Consider the following 13,104-nt stretch of genomic DNA (forward strand, 5'->3'; position numbering starts at 1 on the left):
TGATTTGGGTGGAAACAAGAAAGCGCAATTGTCTGTAACACCTTCATCCCCCAACCTTTTCTTCCATGCCGTGAGAAGGGGAGCGATCCAGATCCCCTCTTCTAGGGCAGAAAAGAGGTTGGAGAAGAAGGGCGACCCAGCTACTTACATGACTGTCGAGGTGGAAAAAGGCTATCTCCACGAGAGTTGTTGCATGAAAAACAGGCGAGTCGTAAGTTCTCTAGTGAATTGGAGCCACCTCGACTCTTCGGTATCAGGTGATCGAGGGTCAGTTCTTCTGTGAGCAAGCAACGCCCACTCCAAAAACAATGAGAACCAAACTTGTGGGTCAATTGAGTTCTTTTAGACTTTCTTTGCTTAGAGTTCATGTCAAATTTCCTTGACTACTAGAGTTTAGTAGCATCGGAATATCGGACATAATCAGTTCCTTCCCACTTGTTGAGGAAATCACTAACTTGTCACCTAATGGTAAACGTCTCAAACGCACTATCTCAAAGCCTCACACCAGCGCATACCCAGTATGCTGAACCAGCGTTTACCCGAAATAGAATCTCACATCTCAGAAAACGCTAGACCAGAATACTGGGTGTGCATTGACTTGAGGATCAGAGATAGTGCCCATGAGACGAACATCTAGGAATTGATATTCATCTGCATGACTCAATACAAACACAGCTAGTTTTGATTGTCAAGTATCGAAAACTCACGCTTCTTTGCGATCGCGTCTCGCCAATATTTCTTTTGCGCTCTCACGAATAACTTAGAGTGCTAACGGGCTATTTAGGCTGAAACCTGGATGGTCTGGCTTCCTGCTAAACCAAAGGCATGATGAATCGCTCGCAGCGCCAGCACTCCCTGATCTTCTGCGACGACACAACTGACCTTAATTTCAGAAGTTGCAATCATTTGAATATTAATCTTCTGCTTGTACAATGCGTCAAACATCCGGGCTGCGACTCCGGGTTGACCAACCATGTCTGAGCCGACAATGCTGACCTTAGCGATCACCACATCCACCAAAATTTCACCATAACCTAATTCAGGAGCCGCTTTTTCTAAAACAGTCCGAGCCGCTTCTGCATCCATTTGGGCAACAGTGAAGGCAATATCGCGTGTCATGATGCCATTGAGCACTCGACAGCGCTGAGATTGGATGATCATATCGACGCTGATATTGTGATCGGCAAGCAGTTGGAAGACGTTTGCAGCCATACCCGGACGATCGGGCACATGACGAATCGCTAACTGGGCTTGCTTGAGATCCAACGCAACCCCGCGAACGGGATTTTGAGTGTTGAAGGTTGAGTCGTGGGTTTTGGGCTGATGATCGATCGCTGACTGAGTAATTTCAAACGCTTGGCAGAGCGTCGCGATCGCGTTTTCATAATCTTTCTGATCAATCACACAACTGACTTTGACCTCAGAAGTCGAGATCATCTGAATATTGATTCCAGCATTGGCTAACGTCGAGAACATTTGGGCAGCGACTCCCGGACGACCAATCATCCCGGCTCCAGCGATCGTCACTTTGGCGATCTGCTGCTCGACCATTACTTCTGGAGCTTTTTCTAAACTAGAAGCCTGATTGCCCATTAACGCTGGAATGATTGCATTGGCAACCGCTTCTGCACGGTTGAGAGAATTTTTTCTAACGGTAAATGCAATGTCGTTGGTATTGCCTTCGTGAATTGACTGAATCACTAAGTCAACATCTAAACTCTGAGTTGCAATCTCACCAAATAAGCGCGAGGCAACCCCTGGACGATCGGGCACTCGCAGTAAAGCAACTTTGGCTTGATCGGTGTCAAACTCGACAGCATCGACCGGACGGGCAATTTCTAATCCTTCGAGCGATCGCGGCTGTGGAGTCGGAGAAGTCACCCAAGTGCCTGGATCGTCTGTCCAGCTAGAACGCACGACAAGCGGCATTCCATAGTTACGGGCGATCTCAACCGCACGAGGATGCAGAACTTTTGCCCCCAAGCTGGCGAGTTCTAGCATCTCATCGCAGGTGATGTCGGTCATTAATTGAGCGTCTTCGACCAGTCGCGGATCTGCTGTGAGAATGCCCGGAACATCGGTGTAGATTTCGCAAAAGTCAGCTTTGAGGGCGGCGGCAAGGGCGACGGCTGACGTGTCTGAGCCGCCTCGACCGAGCGTCGTAATTTCTAGATCTTCGGTGCGGCTGACCCCCTGAAATCCGGCGACGACTACCACTTCACCACTTTTGAGATGACGCTCTAAGCGATCGGTGGCGATGTTCAAAATTCGGGCGCGGGTGTGGTGGGCTTCGGTGACGATGCCAACTTGTGCGCCAGTCAGAGAAACGGCAGGCTGTCCGAGTGCTTGCAGCGCCATGCTGAGGAGAGCGATCGTCACCTGTTCACCCGTTGAGAGCAGCATATCCATCTCGCGCCGACTGGGGTTGGTGGAGATCTGGTTAGCTAATTTGACTAACCCATCTGTGGTTTTGCCCATCGCGGAAACGACGACGACGACTGAATTTCCAGCGTTGACGGTTTTGATGACTCGCTGGGCGACCGCTTGAATGCGATCAACCGATCCCACCGAGGTGCCCCCATATTTCTGAACAATTAACGCCATGACGGTTGGTTTCCTACGATCGAAGGGTTCAGCCTCCGAAGCTCTTTTAAGGTTTTGATTTTATCGCGCTTAGGTCGTTGAGTTTTATAAACTACTTAGATGATAGCGAGGCAACCGATTTTGCAAACTAAAACTTGTCTAAGCGAAGTCGGGCTAGAGATCGTCAAGGTCAATTCCCTTCTCTCGTAAACGATTTAGTAAATCTTCTCGGAGTTGCCGCTCTTGTTCTGCCCGCTGTCGCTCTTGTTCTGCCCGCTGTCGCTCTTGTTCTGCCCGCTGTCGCTCTCGCGCAATGATCGTGTCAGGTGTCGGAAGACGTTGCCCGTGTAGGTCATACCAATACAACCAATTTTGTGTCCAGCTTTCAAACGTTCCTTGTTCAACTCCGATGCCTAGCGCTAATTCGGGCATCCAGACAGGATTTCCTGACTGTCGTAGGTAGTGTCCGTTGACTAGACGATAGACTTCAAACGAGTCGTGCTGGTCGCGCCGTCCATAGTCTGGATTGTAGATGATGTAGTAGAGTGCGCCTATGTTGGCATACTTTGCTATTTTGTTGTCATACTCGCCGCCATAGGTTTGAGAGACGCATTCTAAAACCAACTGAGGCACAACTTGTTCCTGCCAGATCACATAACTTCGTCTCCCGTTTTCCCGTTTTTGACGCGGAACGCCCAAACTTAGAAAGCCATCTGGCACGATCGCAGGTTGCCCAACTTCATAATAAACGCCCATGTTGACCCCAAAAAACCAATCCATTCGGTCTGCCCACAAGAGAGCGAGAATCGATCGCAACAAACTCGGAATCAGGACTTGAAGTTCATTATCCACTGGGGTATCGTCACTGTCGGGCAGATCGTCTTCGGTCGGCAGAGATTGCAACGGATTATATTGCACCACAACGATGTCCTCTGAGACTTCTTGGCTCTATTTTGACATTGACGCGATTAAAAAAGCCTCCCGATCGGGAGGCTGTGTCGTGAGATTAACCAAGAGCCATCGTTTATAGAACTGCGATCGCGCCTGCAATCGCGGAGGCCGCCGCAGAAATGATGGCGGTGCCAAATAACCACCAGGCGGCTGATTCGGCTGATTTACGGGTTTCTTCTGCCTGTTTTTTCGCCTGCCGCTTGACCGCTTCTAGGCGACGCTGGGCCTCTTCTTGAACGCGCTCTGCTCGTTGCAAAACGGTGTTTCGTGCGCCTTCGATTTGGTCGATGACGCGGTTAGCATCGGTTTCTGAGATGTCTTCACGAGAGCTAAGAAGGGCAACCAGCGTTTCACGATTAAAGCTGCCGAGCCGATCGCGCATGGCATCAAATCCAGCTTGGGGGTCGTGGAACATTGTCCGCACGTCTTGACGAATGCCTTCATAGTTGAGTTCGGGGCGATCGAGGGAATTCAGATAGTCCCGAATTCTCGCAAAGATGCCGTCAACTACAGACTGAAGGCGGTCTTGAATGCCCTGGATTTGCGCCATAAACTGCTCACGCACCGAGAGAACTTGATCGACGACGCGATTAGCTTCTTCTTCGGTCATGTCTTGACGCTGGGATAGGAGCGCGACGATCGTCGGGCGATCGATTTCGGCAACGCGAGTTCCGAGGTTACTCAATCCCAATCGGGGGTCACGCAGCAGGATGTGCAAATCGTGCTTAATGCCATCGGGGTTGAGGGCAGCCTTGTGAGTGTTGCGGAGATAGCCTTCTAAAGCTGATTCAAAGTTCATAACTCGCTGCTGAGTCCGGGTTGCCAGACGACGAGGCGCACGAGCAATGCTGCGAAGCGACGATTGAACTTGATCGATCACCTGGTTGACTTGCTCTTCGCTCAGATCTTGGCGCTGGCTAAGAAGTTTAACCAGGGTTTCACGATCGACCTGAGAGAGCCGCGTCCCCAGTGCGTAGGCTCCTGCTTTGGGGTCGTGCAGCAGCGTATTTAAATCGCGCTTAATGCCGTCGGGGTCGAGTTCCTTCAGGTTGGTGTTTTTCAAATAGTCTGAGATTTTGACCGTGACTTGATCCACTTGCTCTTTTGCTTTTCCGGCAGCAATTTGAGGCGAATGGAGAATGTTGTGCCGCACGTCTTCAAGCTGACTGATCACCCGATCGGCTTCTTCGGCAGTCATGTCTTTACGTTGGGCAAGCAACTGCACGAGGGTGTCTCGATCGAACTGACTGAGCCGACCGCGCAACGCTGATGCTCCTGCTTGCGGATCGTCTAACAGAAGTTTGAAATCGCGCTTGATGCCGTCAGGGTTGAGTTCATCTTTGTTAGTGTTTTGCAGATAAGACTCGACTCTAATTCGCAATGCGTCGGCTTCAGATTTGACGCGCTCTTGAGCCGTCTTTGCGGTATTGAGGGTGCGATCGCGCACACTTTCGACCTGTCCAACGATGCGCTCGGCTTCTTCTTGCGATATATCTGAGCGTTGTGCCAACAATTGCACGATCGTGTCTCGATCGAACTGACTCAAACGGCTGCTTAATGCATCGTAACCCGCTTCGGGGTCTTGCAGGATTAGGGAGAGATCTCGCTCGATGCCGTCAGGATTGAGTTCGGCTTTATCAGTTGAGCGTAAATAATTCTCAAGGCGACCCCGCAGATCTTGAGACTGACCTTGTTCGTCAGAGGCTTGCACCGTTCCTAAAATGGCAGTGCGAATCGTTTCTAGCTGATCAGCGACCTCTGCAACTCTGGCAACAGAAAGGTCGCCTCGTTGAGTTAGCAGATTTACAAAGTCAGTCCGGTTTAACTGCTCTAGCTGACGACGCACGATCGCGGGGTTGGCTTCGGGATCGTAGAGAACGTCTCTAAATTCGGTTTCTAAGGTTTCTCGATTCAGGTGCCAAGAGTAGGCGTTGAGTAGATAATTTTCGACATCTGCTTTGATCGGGCTAAAGCCTGGAGCCTTTTCAGCCACCTGACTTCCGACCTGTTGAGCGCCCTGAGTCACTTTATCTTTTGCGGTCTGAAGTTGTCCTAAAATCTTCTCGACATCTAGATCCGCGAGGTCGGTGCGTCCCATCACAGTGCCCATCAGGGTGGCAAACTGCATCGCCCGATCGACCATACTCAGTTGCTCTTTAGGCGGCTGACTCGTTGCAGCTAGTCCAGACTGCTGAGGATTTTCCAACATTTGCCCCTGTCGGCGGACTTCTTCGGTCAGTCGATCGAGCTTGGCGTTTAGCTCGTTGGTGTTGACTGAACCCGATTGGACAGTTTTTAAATACTCCATCATTTCTGCGGTGGGATCTTTGCGCTGAAACTGACCGAGTGTTTTTTGCCAAACCGACTCTAACTGATCGACTAATCGATTTGCGTCTTGCTTAGATAAGTCAGTGCGGCTGCTAATCAGATTTAAGAATGTGTTGCGATCGATGTGCCGCAACCGCTCCATGACTTCAGTCGGAGACGTGCTTCCGGCGATTGACTGCAATTCTGGGTCGTTGACAAGTTTCTCAAACTCTCCTCGAATCCGAGACACATCTAACTGAGGCGGACGAATTTTTTCGAGATAGTCTTCGATCGAGTCGCGAACGTGGATCGGATCAACTGCGTTCCCCAACTCTCGCCGAACTGCTGCCGCCGCCGCTTCTGCGGTAGAAACGACTTGCTGATTGATCGCTTTAGCGCCAACTGCTGCTGTTGCTGTGCCCAAAATTGCCTGAAACCCAGAGGTAGCGCTGTTCACCAATGAGCCAATCAGAGAACCAACTGTGGTTGAGCTAAACCACACCAAAAGGACGAAGTAAGCGCCCCAAATTACCAGACCTACGATCGCACCCAAAACTGCACTGCTCAACAAACTCAGCTTCACTGCCAGCAGACAGGCAACAAATAGAGCAATGCTAACGGTAATGAGTGTCCATAAGCCAACCGCAAATTCAATTTTACGAATGGTTCCACCTACGCTGCCTGATTCAGGATTGTGATCCTGATCAGAGTCAGAAGAACGCCCTAAATATGAAATACCTGCCGCAACGGACAAGTTTGTTAACAGAATCTGAAATGCAAACGCTAATACAAGTCCTGAAATTAGAGCTACAAAAAATCTTGGACCTGAAAATACTAATGCTGCCTGTTCGGGAGTGTTAACCCCCGGATCGACGGGAATCTGCATCAGCCAGGGGATCTGACTGAGTTCCCAAGTAATTTTTGAAAGTTGAAACATAGGAATTTCCTCTCCATTACCAAACCCGCGCAACTGAGCAATTGCGCCAGCCAAGCTCTGTAATTGTGTAGAACAACGCTTGCTGTCAGGATGACTGACTTAAAAGGGTTTCAGCATCCTCCACAAGTCGGAGAAAGATATGCCCGCAGGAGTAGGGGCTACAGATATTGTGAGCGAAATTGCTCGACGACGCGATCGAGAGGCTTCAAATAGTCGATAGCATGATCCGGCGGAGGTTAACTGAGATTTTGCACCAGCCTCTTCACTGCGATTGTGTCCCGCCCGTGAATGGAATTCCGGGCTAGCCTTGCGAAGTCCGTTGAAACGGACTGAATACCTCAAATCCTCTTGCAGTCCCTTCAGTGGACTTCGCACCGTTAGACCGTGATTGAAAATCACGGGCGGGTCTGAGCTAAAAACGACTCGATCGAACGGGGCTGATTGAGTGGGTGCAAGGTCTCAGCTAATGAAGAAAATTCCGTGAATTCGGTCTGGAAAGGCAGCCAGCATTATTTTGGCGGCAACTAGGTTGAGGTGTTCGCTGGTCTGTTTGGGGATGAGGAGGCGATCGTTTGCATGAGTCCCTCGCTGGATATCTGACGTTGTAGGGCGGATTGGCAGCGGCAATCAGTATGGCTTCTAACTGTGATGATAGCGTTTGGAGTTGATGAAATTGAGCTGAGAAGATGTTTGAACAGTATAAGAAGTTCCTTCGCTCTCGATGCTGTCCCGCCCGTGACTGAAAGTCCGGGCTAACGGTGCGAAGTCCACTGAAGGGACTAAGACAGTCTATTTGAGGCTCTTTCAGTCCCTTTAGTGGACTTTATCGGGTTAGCCCCGACTTTCAGTCGAGGGGCGGGTGAATGCAATGAACGACACGTTTCAAACACGCTCTAACCTTGGATGATTTGCCAGTTGGGTTTCTCATGCGTCCCAGACGTGCTTGCGGCAGACTTCGTAGGCTTCGACGGCGGCGGGATTGTGGGGGTCGTTGAGGCTGGGATGGTGACGGAAGCGATTACCCCTTGGGAAACTGCGTAGCAACCGCAGTCAACCCTGAACAGGTGCTTAAACACAATCTGGCTTGCAGCGAGGTGGGGTTAGGCAACTTTTTCGGCTTTGAGCTGTCCTTCAACTCGCTCGTATTCATCTTCGAGGAGCCAGAGTTTTGCGGCTTGGTAGGAAGATCCGGTAAAGACAACTTGATAGTTTTGTGCTGGATCGTAGATGCTACAGTTCTCCTGTTCGTCGCAGAGCAGGATCAGAACGTAGGGGGGAGAGGCGGTTGGATCGACCCAGAGTTCTGTGAAGTCCCAGTTATCGGCTAGGGCGAGTGCGGGGGATAACATGATATTTGTCTCCTTTGATCTTCATTTCTCCATAATAGAGCAGGGTTTGGTTGCCGTCTGCGTCGAGTCGATAGCCAATGGGTTCTGCAAAGTAGAGTCCGTAGCGATCGTGTCCCCGCAGGGTTCCTGTAAATTCGCCGTTCTGTAAAATGGCTGTGGCGACGGTTTTGAGTGTGGCGCGATCGTGGAAGAGATGGACGCTGCCTTCTTGCTCTAGGAGCTTTTGCATTTGTGGGGTGTTGGGCAGGTGTTTGGCAAGGTGTCTTGTGTCGAGAGTCAGGTCACGATCGATCATGCTGTTGTTTCATCTCTGTTTTGCCTGGGGATGAGGAGGCGATCGTTTGCATGAGTCCCTCGCTGAGACGATGAGTTTGGTCTAATGGTAACGATTGAGAGATTCATTATTTTTTCTCATCGGATTTGGGAGGCAGCTTACGATCGTGGTTCTCTTCTGGGTCGTGGTCTTTGAGGAAGGGGACAGCTTTCCAGAAGCCATCCAAGGTTTCTTGAAAGGTGCTGTTGTCGATGATGCCTGTGGTTCTTAGGATGAAGATGCCGATTCCACCGAAAGCGATTAGAACTGCCATCATGGTCACAACCAGATTTAATCCGGGGACGTAATGGGCGATCGCTGCAAAGATTGCGGCGACGACTCCTAGAACGACGAGCATTACGACACTTGTTTTGACTAAGCCGGGACGCTGGTGAGGTTTAGGTAGAGGGCGGAGGGGTTGATCGCTGCGGGTTCTTTCACTGCGATCGAGGCGATCGTTGAGGTTATTTTGGCGATTTGCTTGGGATTCCACGCCTTCGAGGAGGTCGCGAAGATTGTAGGTTCCTTTGAGGCGGGGGAGGGAGGCTTCTACGGTGCCTTCGTGTTCAAGTTTGCAGAGGTAATTGTAATCGACGGGGACTTCTCGTTTGGTGGGTTTGCCGTTGACAATTTCTCGAATGACTAGGAATTCTTGGACGGCTAGGTTGGTGTGGAGTTTGGTGAAGTCGGCGCGGATCAGGTTGAGTAGAGAACTGGTGCGGGAGCCTTGGACTTTGATGCTGATGATGTTGTCTTCTTCGTCTGCGCGGACGAGGGCTTTGCTGTTGTCACGGGTGAGGACGGCTCCGCTACGCCAGCGCATGGTTTTGTAGATGAGGGTGTGGTTGCGGACGATGAAGCGGGAGATGATGATGCTGGGGAGGATGTCGTAGTGATATTGGAAGTGGAGCGGGGCGGTTTCGTAGGTGTCTACGTCGGGTTCGTCGATCGGTAAGAGGTCAGAGATGAGGTAACGATCGCCGCTGTAGCCGTCGAGGGGAAAGCAGAGTTCAAACTTCTCCATTAGTTGCATGAGGAAGGGGCGTTTGTTTTGGGGATAGCGATCGGGTTGTTTGAGGATGGTGCTGAGGTCGGGGAGGGCAAGGATACCTTTTTTGTTGACCATGAGGTCATGGTTGTTGAGGATGTCGTATACGCCGCTTGTGACCCATTCGGGGTTGAGGACGTTGGTTTCGCTGAGGCGGGGGTCGTTGCGGTAGTTGAGGACAATGCCAAGGTCGTGGAGGACTTCGACGAGGATTTCTTGGTCTTGAGGGGTATCGATTTCGGCGTGGGTGCAGAGGGTTTGGTATCTTTCGTAAGAAATGAAGTCGTAGCTGGTTCGCATTTGTTCGAGTTGGGTTTTGATGTCGAACCAGGCTTGGGGGAAGAGATCGCGGATGTGGGGGATTTGGTCGATTTGGTTGGCGATTGCTTGCCAGAGTTTGTCGATGCCGTCGCCTGTTTTGCAGGAGGTGGAGAGGACTTGTTTAATTTGGGGGTATTTCTTTTTGAGGGTGCGGGCTTTGAGTTCTAGGGGGTGTTCGTCTGAGCAGTTGCCGACGATGATCACGGGGGAGTTGCCGCCGTATGTTTCGATGAGCTTGAGCCAATATTCGACGCGGTTTTGCGGTTCGTTTTTGCGGTTGTCAAGGACGAGGAGATAGAGGCTGCGTTTGGTGAGGAAGAATTGGTGGGTGCTGTGCATGACGCGCTGCCCGCCAAAGTCCCAGAGATTAAGCTGGATGGTTTGGTCGCTGTTGGGCAGTCGCCAGGGTTGGATGTTGATGCCGGGAGTTTTGGGTTCGTTGGGGTTGAAGGTGTCTTGGGTGAGCCGTTTGAGGAGGGAGGTTTTGCCGACATCACCTTCGCCGATGAGGAGGATTTTTAATTCATTTAATGGGCGATTAAAGACAGATTTGAGGTAGGCGAAAATTGCCTGCGGCTCACCGTCTTCCCCTTCATGTTCACCCCAACCCTTACGAACAATTTCAGGCGGCACATTCTGAATGGGGTTATCTTCCAAGGCAAGGCTTTTGAGATTAGTCAGTTGAGTGATCGCGTCCGGGATAACAGTAATTTGGTTGTCCCGGAGATTAAGCCCTTTGAGATTGGTCAATTGAGTGATCGCGTCCGGGATAATGGTGATTTGGTTGTCCCGGAGGTCAAGCTGTGTGAGATTGGTCAGTTGAGTGATCGCGTCCGGGATAACAGTGATTTGGTTGTGATAGAGGTTAAGCGCTTTCAACTGGGTCAATCGCCCGATCTCTAGCGGTACCTCCGTGAGTTTCTGCCCCGACAGGTCAAGCACTTTCAAGTTTTCGGTGTAGGCACGATCGATAAGTTCAAGAACAGAGGAAGGAGTCATAAGACGTGAGAATGAGGGATTGAGAAGTCAGAAGGATGTTTCTAGTTTGACAAAGAGATTCGAGAAGTAGACGAGTGGCATCCTATCCATTTGGCTTGTCGCCGTATCCGTTCAGGTTGTTGTCATGATCGCTAAGCCGTTCTTCGTGAAAACCGCAACCTTCGCCACAAACATTCCGACATTCACCACAAACGTTACAACCTTCGTCACAAACACCGCAATTTTCTGAGTAAAACTACTCGCCGTCGCGACATCACTACGGAAAACCATGAGACGCGATCGCCAAACTCTTCACAAACAACACAATCTTTGCGCGAATCACTCAACCAGTTTTCTAGCAACCAAAGACAAACTAGAACAGTACAGAATCCTAGAAAGGAACCATCTACTATGCCACGCGCACAGCGAACCTCTCGCATTCTCGACAAAGGGCAACTGCGGATCTTGAAGCTCAAAGCCATCGATCCTCAGCTTAACTTTGGCAACGATCGCAACCTTTCGACCCTTGCCACGCAAATCGATCAGCTAAACGCCAAATTAAACGACTACAACGACACCATCGCCACCCTCGACATCGCCAAACAAGAGATCGACCAGATGGAACGCGACCTGGGCGACCTGCTCGACCAACTACTCAACGGCGTAAGCGGCAAATATGGCAACGACAGCCGCGAATATGAGATGGCAGGCGGAACCCGCAAGAGCGATCGCGTTCGCAAAAGTGCCCAAAGCCGAACCAAAAACGGCGGTGTCAAACTCGCGACTGTGGGAAGCACCCAATAGTTTGCCAAACCCTCGGAGGTTCAAGTCACCAGTGGTCACGATGCTTGTCAAAACCTCGGAGGTTTAAGCCACCCTTGGGCAGATGCTTGACTCCTAAGTAAAACCTCCGAGGTTTGCGCCAGCCTCCTAACCTCCGAGATTTGCGCCAGATTTCAGCCTATTGAAATTGAGATCGAAACTGTTCGACCGCTCGATCGAGTCCCACCGATCGAGAGGCTTTAAACAAAATCCGATCGCCCGATCGTACCAGTTCTTTGAGTCGAGCCACGACCGCTTCGTGAGTCGAAAATTGCTCAGATGGCAGGGGATCGGCTCCGATCGTCAGGGCTTCGGCTTCGGCTTGGTCTGCCAAAATCAAAAGTCCGTCGAGGTTAAGCTGCTTTGCCATTGCCCCGACCTGTTGATGAAAGGGCACAGACCAGTCTCCTAACTCTTTCATGGTGCCGAGAACTGCGATATGACGCGTTCCGGGCGTGTCTGCCAACAATTGCAGCGCCGCCAGCATTGATTCTAATCCCGCGTTGTAAGTCTCATCTAGAATCACGATGTCGTTCGCGAGTTCAAATTTGCGCGATCGTCCCCCCGGTATTGCCACATCCACGCCTGCTGAAAGCGCTGACTCATCTAGGTTTAAAGTTTTCGCGACTGCCAAAGCTGCCAAATAATTTAGAGCGTTGTGCTGTCCGACTAACGGTAGAGGAAACGATCGATCGCCCACCTTGAGCGTTTCAGCGTCGATGAGTTGCCCGTGCAGGTCGCCACCTTCTAGCCCATAAGTAATGGTCTGTCCTTGCCAAACAGTCTGGGCGGTTTGAATTAATAATGGGTTGTCGTGATTGAGAATCGCGATCGCATCTTGGGGCATTTCTGCCAGCAGTTCACATTTGGCTTCGGCGATCGCGGTTCTTGATCCCAGTCGCCCAATATGCGCGGTTCCCACATTGGTAATCACCGCAATATCAGGACTCGCAATTTGGCTAAGAAGGGCAATTTCTCCTCGCGCCCGCATTCCCATCTCAACGACAGCATAATCATGAGTTTGCCCCAACTCTAGAAGGGTTTTAGGAACGCCAATCTCGTTGTTATAATTCGCTTCAGTCTTCAGCACGTTTCCATAGTTCGACAGCACCGCCGCGATCAATTCTTTAGTCGTGGTTTTGCCTACCGAACCTGTGATCGCGATTACCGGAATTTTGAACTGATTTCGCCACCAGTGCGCGATCGCTTGATAAGCCTCAAGGGCGTCTTTTACTCTCAGAATCGGCAGATTTGAGGTTTGAAATTGAACATCGACGATCGCGGCTATCGCGCCCTGCTTCAACGCTTGGCTCACGAAATCGTGCCCGTCAAATTTTTCGCCGCGCAGCCCTAAAAAGATTTCTCCTGGCTTGAGACTGCGGCTATCGATGGTGATGCCGATCGCCGTTTGAGTCAGCGCTTGCTCAGTTAAATTTTCAGCAGTTGCACCCAAAACGTCAATCAGTTGGGTCAGCGTGGCGTGAAATGACATAAA

General features: G+C 50.8%; 11 protein-coding genes. 1 reads left to right on the forward strand and 10 read right to left on the reverse strand.

Annotated elements, in window-relative coordinates:
* Positions 1-140: 140 nt before the first annotated feature.
* From BRW63_RS06185 to BRW63_RS28145, 9 genes are all read right to left on the reverse strand, one after another.
* The gene (locus tag BRW63_RS06185) at positions 141-368 is read right to left on the reverse strand and encodes an HNH endonuclease (RefSeq protein ID WP_073070044.1); all 228 of its coding nucleotides are present in this window, start codon (positions 366-368) and stop codon (positions 141-143) included.
* 412 nt (positions 369-780) lie between these two features.
* Positions 781-2,604 carry an aspartate kinase gene (locus BRW63_RS06190; protein WP_073070045.1) on the reverse strand — a complete coding sequence of 608 codons (1,824 nt, stop codon included), beginning with the start codon at positions 2,602-2,604 and terminating at the stop codon, positions 781-783.
* Between the two features lie 153 nt (positions 2,605-2,757).
* Positions 2,758-3,504: a Uma2 family endonuclease gene (locus BRW63_RS06195; protein ID WP_073070046.1), complete on the reverse strand. Its 747-nt coding sequence runs from the start codon at positions 3,502-3,504 to the stop codon at positions 2,758-2,760.
* Between the two features lie 103 nt (positions 3,505-3,607).
* Entirely contained in the window at positions 3,608-6,778 is a 3,171-nt protein-coding gene (locus BRW63_RS06200; protein ID WP_073070180.1) for an MFS transporter, read from the reverse strand.
* 459 nt (positions 6,779-7,237) lie between these two features.
* Complete coding sequence (locus BRW63_RS28140; protein ID WP_181314352.1) at positions 7,238-7,405, reverse strand: hypothetical protein; 168 nt, start codon at positions 7,403-7,405, stop codon at positions 7,238-7,240.
* Positions 7,406-7,878: 473 nt separating this feature from the next.
* The gene (locus tag BRW63_RS06205) at positions 7,879-8,127 is read right to left on the reverse strand and encodes a hypothetical protein (protein WP_073070047.1); all 249 of its coding nucleotides are present in this window, start codon (positions 8,125-8,127) and stop codon (positions 7,879-7,881) included.
* Positions 8,096-8,422 carry a DUF6972 family protein gene (locus tag BRW63_RS06210; RefSeq protein ID WP_073070048.1) on the reverse strand — a complete coding sequence of 109 codons (327 nt, stop codon included), beginning with the start codon at positions 8,420-8,422 and terminating at the stop codon, positions 8,096-8,098. The genes BRW63_RS06205 and BRW63_RS06210 overlap by 32 nt, the downstream gene beginning before the upstream one ends.
* 106 nt (positions 8,423-8,528) lie before the next feature.
* Positions 8,529-10,808, reverse strand: coding sequence for a COR domain-containing protein (locus BRW63_RS06215; RefSeq protein WP_073070049.1), 2,280 nt, complete (start codon positions 10,806-10,808; stop codon positions 8,529-8,531).
* Positions 10,809-10,919: 111 nt separating this feature from the next.
* Positions 10,920-11,078 (reverse strand): hypothetical protein, encoded by a 159-nt coding sequence (locus BRW63_RS28145; protein WP_181314353.1) that lies wholly within the window; start codon positions 11,076-11,078, stop codon positions 10,920-10,922.
* A gap of 120 nt (positions 11,079-11,198) precedes the next feature.
* Here BRW63_RS28145 and BRW63_RS06220 point away from each other — a divergent pair, with 120 nt between their 5' ends.
* The gene (locus BRW63_RS06220) at positions 11,199-11,591 is read left to right on the forward strand and encodes a hypothetical protein (protein ID WP_073070050.1); all 393 of its coding nucleotides are present in this window, start codon (positions 11,199-11,201) and stop codon (positions 11,589-11,591) included.
* 157 nt (positions 11,592-11,748) lie between these two features.
* Here BRW63_RS06220 and BRW63_RS06225 read toward each other — a convergent pair whose 3' ends face one another.
* Positions 11,749-13,101: a UDP-N-acetylmuramoyl-tripeptide--D-alanyl-D-alanine ligase gene (locus tag BRW63_RS06225; protein ID WP_073070051.1), complete on the reverse strand. Its 1,353-nt coding sequence runs from the start codon at positions 13,099-13,101 to the stop codon at positions 11,749-11,751.
* Positions 13,102-13,104 lie beyond the last annotated feature (3 nt).

The organism is Phormidesmis priestleyi ULC007, from assembly GCF_001895925.1.
GTDB classification, from domain to species: domain Bacteria; phylum Cyanobacteriota; class Cyanobacteriia; order Leptolyngbyales; family Leptolyngbyaceae; genus Phormidesmis_A; species Phormidesmis_A priestleyi_A.

What these genes read in the sequence shown, in the direction of transcription:
- BRW63_RS06210 (WP_073070048.1), bottom strand. Translation starts at nt 8,422, where the DNA reads ATGATCGATCGTGACCTGACTCTCGACACAAGACACCTTGCCAAACAC.
- BRW63_RS06220 (WP_073070050.1), top strand. Translation starts at nt 11,199, where the DNA reads ATGCCACGCGCACAGCGAACCTCTCGCATTCTCGACAAAGGGCAACTG.
- BRW63_RS28145 (WP_181314353.1), bottom strand. Translation starts at nt 11,078, where the DNA reads ATGGTTTTCCGTAGTGATGTCGCGACGGCGAGTAGTTTTACTCAGAAA.
- BRW63_RS06215 (WP_073070049.1), bottom strand. Translation starts at nt 10,808, where the DNA reads ATGACTCCTTCCTCTGTTCTTGAACTTATCGATCGTGCCTACACCGAA.
- BRW63_RS06205 (WP_073070047.1), bottom strand. Translation starts at nt 8,127, where the DNA reads ATGTTATCCCCCGCACTCGCCCTAGCCGATAACTGGGACTTCACAGAA.
- BRW63_RS06185 (WP_073070044.1), bottom strand. Translation starts at nt 368, where the DNA reads ATGAACTCTAAGCAAAGAAAGTCTAAAAGAACTCAATTGACCCACAAG.
- BRW63_RS06200 (WP_073070180.1), bottom strand. Translation starts at nt 6,778, where the DNA reads ATGTTTCAACTTTCAAAAATTACTTGGGAACTCAGTCAGATCCCCTGG.
- BRW63_RS06225 (WP_073070051.1), bottom strand. Translation starts at nt 13,101, where the DNA reads ATGTCATTTCACGCCACGCTGACCCAACTGATTGACGTTTTGGGTGCA.
- BRW63_RS06190 (WP_073070045.1), bottom strand. Translation starts at nt 2,604, where the DNA reads ATGGCGTTAATTGTTCAGAAATATGGGGGCACCTCGGTGGGATCGGTT.